Annotated in this window: 8 protein-coding genes and 2 pseudogenes; 7 read left to right on the top strand and 3 right to left on the bottom strand. The window is 67.3% G+C overall.

What is annotated here, in order from left to right; translation table 11 throughout:
- The first annotated feature begins 104 nt into the window (after positions 1 to 104).
- Genes BMG07_RS15565 through BMG07_RS15555 form a run of 3 tightly spaced genes read left to right on the top strand, consistent with a single transcriptional unit; the run spans position 105 to position 2,469 of the window.
- On the top strand, positions 105 to 767 hold the full coding sequence (locus BMG07_RS15565; RefSeq protein WP_269759017.1) for a beta-ketoacyl synthase: 663 nt from the start codon (positions 105 to 107) through the stop codon (positions 765 to 767).
- A gap of 35 nt (positions 768 to 802) precedes the next feature.
- Positions 803 to 1,930 carry a sterol desaturase family protein gene (locus BMG07_RS15560; protein ID WP_198085335.1) on the top strand — a complete coding sequence of 376 codons (1,128 nt, stop codon included), beginning with the start codon at positions 803 to 805 and terminating at the stop codon, positions 1,928 to 1,930.
- Between the two features lie 56 nt (positions 1,931 to 1,986).
- Positions 1,987 to 2,469 (top strand): GNAT family N-acetyltransferase, encoded by a 483-nt coding sequence (locus tag BMG07_RS15555; RefSeq protein WP_198085334.1) that lies wholly within the window; start codon positions 1,987 to 1,989, stop codon positions 2,467 to 2,469.
- A gap of 7 nt (positions 2,470 to 2,476) precedes the next feature.
- Here BMG07_RS15555 and BMG07_RS15550 read toward each other — a convergent pair whose 3' ends face one another.
- A complete protein-coding gene (locus BMG07_RS15550) occupies positions 2,477 to 4,714 on the bottom strand; it encodes a cation-translocating P-type ATPase (protein ID WP_198085333.1) in 2,238 nt (745 codons plus the stop codon).
- Positions 4,715 to 4,855: 141 nt separating this feature from the next.
- Here BMG07_RS15550 and BMG07_RS15545 point away from each other — a divergent pair, with 141 nt between their 5' ends.
- Both BMG07_RS15545 and cueR read left to right on the top strand, forming a co-directional pair.
- Positions 4,856 to 5,050, top strand: coding sequence for a heavy-metal-associated domain-containing protein (locus BMG07_RS15545; protein WP_198085332.1), 195 nt, complete (start codon positions 4,856 to 4,858; stop codon positions 5,048 to 5,050).
- Positions 5,047 to 5,445, top strand: coding sequence for a Cu(I)-responsive transcriptional regulator (gene cueR, locus BMG07_RS15540; RefSeq protein WP_198085331.1), 399 nt, complete (start codon positions 5,047 to 5,049; stop codon positions 5,443 to 5,445). Before BMG07_RS15545 ends, cueR begins: the two co-directional genes overlap by 4 nt.
- A gap of 109 nt (positions 5,446 to 5,554) precedes the next feature.
- On the opposite strand, the pseudogene BMG07_RS15535 reads toward cueR, so the two are convergent.
- Positions 5,555 to 6,510, bottom strand: a pseudogene (locus BMG07_RS15535) (YcjF family protein).
- A 559-nt stretch (positions 6,511 to 7,069) separates the two neighbouring features.
- Here BMG07_RS15535 and creB point away from each other — a divergent pair.
- Together creB and creC are read left to right on the top strand one after the other, a co-directional pair.
- Positions 7,070 to 7,864 carry a two-component system response regulator CreB gene (creB, locus tag BMG07_RS15530; RefSeq protein ID WP_198085330.1) on the top strand — a complete coding sequence of 265 codons (795 nt, stop codon included), beginning with the start codon at positions 7,070 to 7,072 and terminating at the stop codon, positions 7,862 to 7,864.
- A pseudogene (gene creC, locus BMG07_RS15525) lies at positions 7,861 to 9,314 on the top strand (two-component system sensor histidine kinase CreC). Before creB ends, creC begins: the two are co-directional and overlap by 4 nt.
- On the opposite strand, the gene BMG07_RS15520 reads toward creC, so the two are convergent.
- Positions 9,308 to 9,913, bottom strand: coding sequence for a hypothetical protein (locus BMG07_RS15520; RefSeq protein WP_198085329.1), 606 nt, complete (start codon positions 9,911 to 9,913; stop codon positions 9,308 to 9,310). The pseudogene creC and the gene BMG07_RS15520 sit on opposite strands and share 7 nt — an antisense overlap.
- Between the last annotated feature and the right edge of the window lie 25 nt (positions 9,914 to 9,938).

Raw genomic sequence — 9,938 nt, 5'->3', positions numbered from 1 at the left:
TCTTGCCGCGCGTCACTTCCTTGAGCTGCTCGTAGGCGCCCTGCACGCCAAAACGGCGCATCACGGTCTGGATCGGCGTGGCCATCGTCGGCGGCCACGACGCCATGCTCACGCCCGGCGTGATGGCCAGCTGGCACGCCATGCGCGTGATGGCGCCGCCGCCGGCCGACGCGCCCTCTTCGGCCTGCCGCCCGTTCTCGGGCGACCGCGCGGGCTTTGCCATCGGCGAAGGCGCGGCCGCGCTGGTGCTCGAGTCGGAAGCGCATGCCGCCGCGCGCGGCGCCGAAGCGGCGCCCTTCGTGCTCGCGGGCTACGCCACCAACTGCGACGGCACGCACATCACCAACCCCGACTCGGCGGGCCAGGTGCGCGTCATGCGCGCGGCGCTGCGCGACGCCGGCATCGAAGCCTCGGACGTGGGCCACATCAACGCGCACGGCACCGCCACCTCGGCCGGCGACGCGGCCGAAGCCGCGTCGATCCGCGAAGTGTTCGGCAAGGGCGCGCCGGTGAGCGCGACCAAGGCCATCCACGGCCACGTGCTCGGCGGCGGCGGCGCGATCGAACTCATCGCCGCGCTGCGCGCGCTGGCGCGCGAGACGCTGCCGCCCATCGCCAACCTGCAGACGCCCGACGCCGCATTCGACCTCGACTTTGTCCAGGGCGAAGCACGCGAGGCCAAGGGCATCCGTTACGCGCTGTCCAATTCCTTCGCTTTTGGCGGCACCAACGCGGTCATCGTGGCCGGTCGCGCGTCCGAACGCTGAAGATTCGCTGAACACTTCCTGAAAAATCGAGCGCGGTGCATCGGCTGGTTGTCTTCGTCGTGCCCGTGTTCGCGCTGCTCATGCTGTGCGAGTTCGCCTGGGGCTGGCTCAAGCAGCGCAACACCTACCGTTTCAGCGACACGCTCGGCAGCCTGAGCCAGGGGCTGCTGAGCCAGGCCCTCGCGGTCTGCACCCAACTCTTCCAGATCGGCCTGTACGCGATGGTCTACCCGGTCGTCGCGATCTGGACGCGGCCCGACTTCTGGGACAGCGCCATGGGCTGGATCCTGGCCGTGGTGCTGTTCGACTTCTTCGACTACTGGCTGCACCGCGCGGGCCACGAGTCGGCCGTGTTCTGGGCCGCGCACTCGGTGCACCACCAGAGCCAGCACTTCAACTTTTCCACCGCGCTGCGGCAAGAGAGCACCGTGGCCTTCCTGGGCTGGGCCTTCTACCTGCCGATGGCGGTGGTCGGCGTGCCGCCCGAGCAGTTCGGCCTGGCCGGGCTGATCGTGCTGGTCTACCAGTTCTGGATCCACACCGAGCACATCGGCAAGCTCGGCTGGTTCGACCGCGTGTTCTCGTCGCCGTCGAACCACCGCGTGCACCACGCGGTGAACGACGGTTATGTCGACCGCAACTACGGCGGCATGCTCGTGATCTGGGATCGCATGTTCGGCACCTTCGCCGAGGAAACCGAGCGCTGCGTATACGGCACGCGCAAGACCCTCGCCAGCTTCGACCCGCTGCGCGCCGTGCTCGGTCCGTATGCGCCGCTGCTGCGCGATGCCTGGCACACGCGGCGCTGGCAAGACAAGGTCGCCGTGTGGTTCAAGCCGCCGGGCTGGCGGCCGGCCGATGTGGCGGCGCGCTTTCCGGAGGCACCGTTTTCGCTGGAAGAAGCCATGCACATCCACGCCCCCCAGCTGACGCGCCCGCAGGTCGCAACGGCCGCCCTTCACTTCGCATGCTGGGTCGGCGTGACGCTGGCCTTTCTCTGGCGCGCCGACGACCTGGCGTTCCAGATCGGCGTGGCGCTGCTCGCGCTGGCGGTCGGCGGCTTCTGGGCCATCGGCGCGGTGCTCGACTCGAAGTTGCGGCTGCGCTGGGCCTGGTGCGCGCAGGCGGCGCTGCTGGCGCTTTCGGCGGTACTGCTCGCCTGAGCGCCGCCGGACCCTCGCTATGCTCGGCGCTTTCATCGCTCCGAGGCAACCACACCATGCGCAGGCTGGCCACCCCCGAAGACATCGGCACCGTTTTTTCTCTGTACATGCATGAGAAGGTCGTTCCGTTCCTGGGCTACGACCCGATGCCGCTGGAAGACTTTCGCGCCATCTACCGGCAGTTGCTCGCCGGCCAGGACTTCTTCGTCTACGAGCGCAACGGAAAAATCGCGGGCTTCTATCGCGCCGCGCGCTACCCCGGCCGCGTGCGCCACGTGGCCAGCCTCGGCACGCTCGCGGTCGACCCCGCATTGCACGGCCAGGGCATTGCGCTGGCCATGGTGACCGATGCGATCGACCGCCTCAAGGCGGACGGCGTGAAGCGCATCGAGCTCATCGTCGAAAGCGACAACGCACCGGCGCTGCGCTTCTACGACAAGCTCGGCTTCGAGCGCGAAGGCACGCTGCGCAAGTTCTACAAGCGGGCCGGCGATGCGCAGGCCATCGACGACCACTTCATGGCGCTGCTCTTCGACTGAAAAGAGCTCAGGGCTTCCAGCGCCGCAGCAGCAGCGCGTTGGCCATCACGCTCACGCTCGACAGCGCCATGGCCGCGCCGGCCACCACCGGGCTGAGCAGCCCGAAGGCCGCGAGCGGAATGCCGGCCACGTTGTAGGCAAAGGCCCAGAACAGGTTCTGGCGGATCTTGGCGACCGTGCGGCCCGAGAGTTCGAAGGCCTGCGCCACCAGCGCAAGGTCGCCGCGCATCAGCGTGATGCCGGCCGCTTCCATCGCCACGTCGGTGCCGCCGCCCGAAGGCGCCATGGCAATGCCGACATCGGCCGCCGCCAGCGCGGGGGCGTCGTTGGCGCCGTCGCCGACCATGGCCACGACGTGTCCGTTCTTTCTCAACGCGCTGACCTGCGCGGCCTTGTCGGCCGGCAGCACGTCGGCGCGCACATCTTCGGCGGCAATGCCCAGCCGCGCCGCCATGGCCTGCGCGGCGCGCAGGTTGTCGCCCGAGATCATCACCACGCGCAGGCCGCGCGCGCGCAGCGTGCGAACGGCTTCGGCCGCCTGCGGCTTGGGCTCGTCGGCGAAGGCGAGCAATGCCTGCACCTGCGCCGCACCGGCTTCGTCGAAGCGCAGCAGCGCGGAAACCGTCGCGCCCTTGGCCTGCAGGCGCTCGACATCGGCCGCCTCGGGCATCGCGTCGAGCTCGCGGCACCAGCGCAGGCTCGCGATGGCCCAGGTGGCGCCCTCGACATCGCCGCGCACGCCGCGACCCGGCATCGCCTGCATCGCGCTCAACGCGGGCGCCTGCAGATGGCGTTGCGCCGCCGCGGCCAACACCGCCTTGGCCAGCGGATGCTCGCTGCCGCCTTGCAGGCTCGCGGCGGTTGCCAGCAGCGCGTCTTCGGTCGCAACGGCGCCCGCCACCGGCAGCAGGTCTGTCAGCACCGGGCGGCCGAGCGTCAGCGTGCCGGTCTTGTCGAAGGCCACGGTGTCGACGCGGTGCGCGATTTCGAGTGCGCGCGCGTCCTTGATCAGGATGCCGTGCTTCGCCGCCACGCCGGTACCGGCCATCACCGCGACCGGCGTTGCCAGGCCCAGCGCACAAGGACAGGCGATGACCAGCACCGCCACCGCGTAGATCATGGCCGTCTCGATGCCCGCGCCCGCCAGCAGCCAACCCGCCAGCGTGACGAGCGCAATCACCAGCACCACCGGCACGAACACGGCCGCGACCTTGTCCACCAGCCGCTGGATCGGCGCCTTGGCGGCCTGCGCGTCCTCGACCAGCCGGATGATGCGCGCGAGCACGCTCTCGGCGCCGACCGCGCTCACCTCGATGACCATGCGGCCGTCGCCGTTCACCGCACCGCCCGTCAGCGCGTCGCCGGGGCCCTTGGGCACCGGCAGCGGTTCGCCCGTGAGCATCGACTCGTCGACCTCGGACTGCCCTTCGATCACGCGCGCGTCGGCCGGCACGCGTTCGCCGGGCCGCACCACCAGGTGGTCGCCGACCATCACTTCGGCCAGCGGCACATCGCTTTCCTTGCCGCGCGCGCCGACCAGGTGGGCTACCTCGGGCCGCAGCTGCTGCAGCGCGCGAATGGCCGACGTGGCCTGCCGCTTGGCGCGCGCCTCGAGCCACTTGCCCAGCAGCACCAGCGTGATCACCACGGCCGAGGCCTCGAAATAGAGATGCGGCATTTCGCCGTGGCCGGCATGCTCGCCGGTGGCCGCGCGCCACCACAGCCAGAGCGACAGGCCGAAGGCCGCGCTGGTGCCCAGCGCCACCAGCAGGTCCATGTTGCCGGTGCGCGCCTTGGCCGCATGCCAGCCCGCGCGGTAGAACCGTGCGCCGAGCCAGAACTGCACCGGCGTTGCGAGCAGCAGCTGCACCCAGGGCGGCAGCATCCAGTCTTGCCCGAACGGGCTGCCGATCATCGGCGCCATCAGCGGAATCGACAGCAGCAGGCCGACGGCCACCGGACCGAAGCCGTGCCACGGCGACAGCGCCGCCGCCTCTTCGGCCGCGCTGCTCGCCGCGCGCGGCTCGTAGCCGGCCGCGCGCACGGCACGGCGCACGCGCACGTCGATGTCGTCGCCGGGCGCGGCCACGATGCGCGCCGATTCGGTCGCAAGGTTCACGCTGACGTCTTGCACGCCGGGTACGTTCTTGAGCGCGCGCTCGACGCGCATCACGCACGAGGCGCAGGTCATGCCGCCGACCGAGAGGTCGAGCGTGGTCTGGGGTTGCAGCTTCAGGTTTTCCATGTGCCAAGGCTAAAGCCTCACACCATGTGAAGGTCAAGCGGAGATTTTCAGTGCCCCTTCGCTGGACATTGACATCGTGAGAGGGTTCAAACTTGCGGCTTCTTCCCCTTCACTCCCCTCATTTCAACAGGAGCAAACACGATGAGCCAGAAATTCCAGGTCACGGGCATGAGCTGCGGCCATTGCGTGAACGCGGTGCAGAACGCCGTGCAGACGGTCGATCCCGAAGCGCAGGTCACGGTCGACCTTGCCACCGGCCATGTCGACGTGCTGAGCGAGCAGCCGCGCAAGGACATCGTGGCGGCGATCGAAAACGCGGGCTACGCCGTCCAATGACCGGCCACGTCGCCATCGGCGAAGCGGCGCAGCGCTCCGGCGTGTCGGCCCGCATGGTCCGGCATTACGAAGGGCTGGGCCTGCTGCCGGCGGTGGCGCGCACCGAGAGCGGCTATCGCCAGTACGACGACGCCGACATCCACACGCTGCGCTTCATCAAGCGCTCGCGCGACCTCGGTTTCTCGATGGAGGAAATCGCGGAGCTGGTGGGGCTGTGGCACAACCGCCGCCGCGCCAGCTCGAGCGTGAAGCGCATCGCCGAAAAGCACCTGGGTGAACTGGAGCAGCGCATTGCCGACATGCAGTCGATGCGCAACACGCTGGCCCACCTGGTGCACTGCTGCCACGGCGACGCCCGCCCGGATTGCCCGATCCTGGACGATCTGGCGAACTAGGCACGCCCCCAGGCTTCGCGCACTTCGTGTCGCTGCGCCAACCCCCTCGCCGGGGGCAACACCGGTGGCCCGGCAAAGCCGGTTCCACGGTGTTCCCGGAAAAGCCCGTTCAGGCGCCGCGCACCAGCGACAGCACCTTGCCCGCATCCAGCGTGCGGGCCTTCTCCTGAATGGCCGGCAGGTACTGCGTCTGCAGGCCCTGCCCTTCCTTCACCACGCCCGAGAACGCGTCTTTCAGCATCTGCGTCGAGAGCGTGCGGCCGCCAGCGTAGTAGCGCTTGGCCACATGGCCCAGCGCGTAGGCGCGGCAAAGCTCATGCCCGAACTCACGGCCTGGTTGCCCAGCCCGCGCAGCAGGCCGCCGCCGACCTTGCCCAGCAAGCCGCCGAGCAGCTTGCGCCCGGCCTGCTCCAGGTACTGCGAGGTCAGGCCCACGCCGACCGTGGCCAGAAAATCCTTGATGTGGCCCGAATCGAGCTGGTAGCCGTGCGCCTGGCCGATGCGATACACCAGCTTCATCTGCAGCGGAATGATCGCCATGGTCGAGAGCGTTTCGGGCAGCAGCTCGAGCGCGCCGTTGAGGATGGCGGCGTTGAGGATCGACTTGTCGAGCTCGGCGCTGTCCGGTGAAGCCGGCGCCGCGGCCACCGCCGTCCCGGCAGCGGTTGCCACGCCGACGGCTGCCGCCACGGGCACCGCCGCGATTTCTTCCGCCCGCTGCGAAAAACCGGCCGCCGACGCGTCCAGCCCCAGCGACGTGCGCACGTCCGCCAGGAACATGCGCTCGGGCTCCGACTGCGTGCCGTCGGCATCGCACACGCACACCGCCATCTCGTAGGCGAGCTGGCGCGACTCCGTGCTTTTCAGTTCCCCCGCCACCGACGCCAGCGAGACCCGCTTCATCAGCACGTCCTGGTAGAGCGTCGGCAGGTTCAGGCCGTCGCTCTGCGACAGGCCCTCGGCGATCCGCTTGATCTCGGCGCGTTCGCGTTCGTGCTTTTCGCCGTCCACGAAGGCAGCCAGAAGGCTCAGGGTCACGATGGCCTGTGTTTCAGAAGGTGTCATGTTCGAAATCTTGTAGGTTGAAGAAAAAAAGCCGGGTCGCCCGCGGCCTCGAAGCGTTCCTGCACGTTCTCCCCGCAAAACTTGGACAACTCTGTGGGTAACGTTGGAGCTTCTCTGTAGGGCCGTTGCAAGTCCTTGATTTACAAGAGAAATATACAGACTGCCTATTTTTGAGCAATGAATTTCCCTGCCCGAAAAACGTCTTTGGCAGATTTCCAGGGGGGTGTCAAAGGACAACTCTGGGGACAGTTTTTGCAAAAGCCATGGGTTATCCACAGCGCCGGCGGGTTACCCAATGTTGTTCATTTGCCGGGTACATCCGCAAAGCGCGGCTGCGCACAGTGACACGGGCATGACAAGTCGTTGTCGCATAACGAAAAAACAGGCATGTCCACAGAGGAGGGCAACCCTTATCTACTACTACTAATTTGAATAAGAAGAATAAGAAGACAGAAGAGGCAAACGCCGCGCCCGAAAAAAAGCGAAAGGCCGCGCCGGCCCCGGCGCCTTGGTCGAAAACCGGTCCTTGCGCCGCCGCGCCCCTCGCTAACATCCGCGGATGAGCTTCAAACCCCGGATCCTGATTGCCGAAGACGAATCGGGCATCGCCGACACGCTGCAGTACGTCCTGAAGAGCGACGGATTCACCCCCATCTGGTGCCCGACGGCCGAAGAAGCGATTGCGCAGTTCGCGCAGGAACCGCCCGCGCTGGCGATCCTGGACATCGGATTGCCCGACCTGAACGGTTTCGAGCTCTTCAAACGCCTGCAGGCGCTCAACCAGTCGATGGGGGGCCCGGAGGTGCCGATGGTGTTCTTGACGGCCCGCAGCGACGAAATAGACCGCGTGGTGGGCCTGGAACTCGGTGCCGACGACTACATTGCCAAGCCGTTTTCGCCGCGCGAGCTGGTTGCTCGCGTGCGAACGATCCTGCGGCGCAGCGCCAGAAACGCGCCAGGAAGCCCGGGAACGCCGCCGACACAAAACCATGGGGTACCCCATCAAATCGCGCCCGCGCCGCATCCTGCGGCGCCGCAGACCCCTGCAATGCCCTTCTCGCTCGACAACGAGCGGATGCAGATCCGCTATTACGGACGGCTGCTTGAACTCTCGCGCTACGAATACGGCCTGCTTCGCCTGCTCGTGCAGCGCCCGGGGCGCGTGTTCACGCGCGACGAATTGCTCGAACTGGTCTGGGACGACGCCAGCGACAGCTTCGACCGCACGGTCGACGCGCACATCAAGACCCTGCGCGCCAAGCTCAAGGCGGTGGCGCCCGATGTGGAGCCGATCCGCACGCTGCGCGGCACCGGCTACGCATTGAACGAAGAATTGCCAGCCAAGGCGTCGTGACCAGGCGCACGCGGATCTTCATCGGCATCCTGCTGATCTACACGGCGGGCATCGCCTTCCTGCTGTACCGCGTCGTTTCGGACATCGACCCGCGTTACCGCGAGTCGGCGGAGGAATCGCTGGTCGAGACCTCGCAACTGCTGGCCAGCCTGGTCGAGCAGGACGTGATCGCCGGCGCCATCAACACCGCGCGGCTGGAGCCGCTGTTCCGCACCGCCTACGCGCGCGAGTTCTCGGCGCAGATCTACAACCTGCACAAGAGCCAGGTCGAGCTGCGCGTGTACGTGACCGACCGCAACGGCCGCGTCATGTTCGATTCGCTCGGCAGGCACCTGGGCGCCGACTATTCGCAGTGGATGGACGTGAGCCGCACGCTCGCCGGCCTGTACGGCGCGCGCACCTCGCGCGACGTCGACGGCGACCCGCGCACCTCGGTCATGTACGTGGGCGCGCCGATCCGCTGGAACAACGAAATCGTCGGCATGGTCAGCGTGGGCAAGCCGGTGCAGAGCTTCGGCCAGTTCGTGGAAGACGCGCGGGCCCGCACGCTGTGGGTCGGCGTGGGCTCGGGCCTGGCGCTGTTGCTGCTGGCCCTGATCGTGTCGGTGTGGCTGGTGCGGCCCTTCGGGCTGATTTCGGACTACTGGAACTGGGTGCGCGCGCAGCGCAGCCTGAGCCTTGCGCGCATGGTGCGGCGCGCCATCGACGGCGTGCGCAGCGGCTTCAGCGAAATGCGCGATGCATTGACCGGACGCAACTACGTGGCCGACTACGTGCAGACCTTCACGCACGAAGTGAAGAGCCCGCTCTCGGCCATTCGCGGCGCGGCCGAGCTGCTGCAGGAACCGTCGATGCCGCACGTCGAGCGTGAACGTTTCCTGAAAAACATCGAACGCGAAACCCAGCGCATCCAGGAAATCGTCGACCGCATGATGGAGCTCACCGCACTCGAAACGCGGCGTGCGCTGGACCGCACCGAACCGGTGGCGCTGGCTTCGCTGATCGACGACATCGCCCTCAGCGCGCAACCCGCGGCGGCCAAGCGCAACATCAGGCTGCTGGTGAACATCCGCACCGAAGCCAGCACCGAAGGCGACCCGTTCCTGCTGCGCCGCGCGATCAGCAACCTGCTCGACAACGCCCTGGATTTTTCACCGCGCGACAGCGAGATATTGATCACGCTGGAAACCACGTCGAAGCTGGCGCGCGTGAGCGTGCGCGACCACGGCCCGGGCATACCGGAGTACGCGCAGGAAAAAGTTTTCCAGAAGTTCTATTCGCTGGCCCGGCCGCACAGCCAGAAGAAAAGCACGGGGCTGGGGCTGGCCTCGTGAAGGAGATCGCGGCATTGCACCGCGGTCGCATCGAGCTGGGCAACGCGGCGCGCGGCGGCGCGGTGGCGACGCTCACGCTGCCGTTGCTGTCGTCACATCACGGACGCAATCACTGACTCGTGAGCGCGCCGTAGGCGCTGCGGGTTTCGGGGCTCACCGCGTCGAGCAGCTGTTCATACGAGGTCTGGTGCCGCGCGAGCATGCGCGCCGACGCCACGGTCTTCGACTTGCAATACCAGTGGCAGCTGTGCTGCATCAAAAACAGCTCGGCGGACATGGTGAACGCCTTCGACTTCGGCGTGCGGTTCGACTCGTTGCGCATCACGCCGGCAATGCCGCGCGCGTGGATCAGCAGGACCTGGCGAAAGTCGAAACTCGCACCCGGAAAAATGCTGGTCGCCAGCGGCAGCGCGATGGGCAATTTGCTCACGCGCGTCACCGGCTCGGGCAGGCGCGCGAACTCGGCGGCGAAGCTGTCGAACTGGCCGGAGAGTTTTTCCTCGGTGGAGTCGAGCAGGCTCCAGATCTGCTGGCGGCGCTCGGCATCGTCTTCGCCCAGGCAGCGCAGGTAGCCCGACGTGAGGCTCTCCATGAGCTTCTCGATCTGGTAGCGGCCGAGGTGGCTGCCCAGCAGTGCGATGCGCTGTCGCTGGTCTCTGGACTTGAGGATGTAGAAGCCGGCGGCAATGAGCGCCACCAGAGTAAGAATTTCCATGGATGCGTGGGGAAGAAAAGAAAAA

The organism is Variovorax sp. E3 (genome assembly GCF_016082275.1).
GTDB lineage: Bacteria > Pseudomonadota > Gammaproteobacteria > Burkholderiales > Burkholderiaceae_C > Variovorax.
The sequence above is the reverse complement of the archived record's forward strand: the minus strand, read 5'-3'. Positions and strand labels throughout refer to the sequence as shown.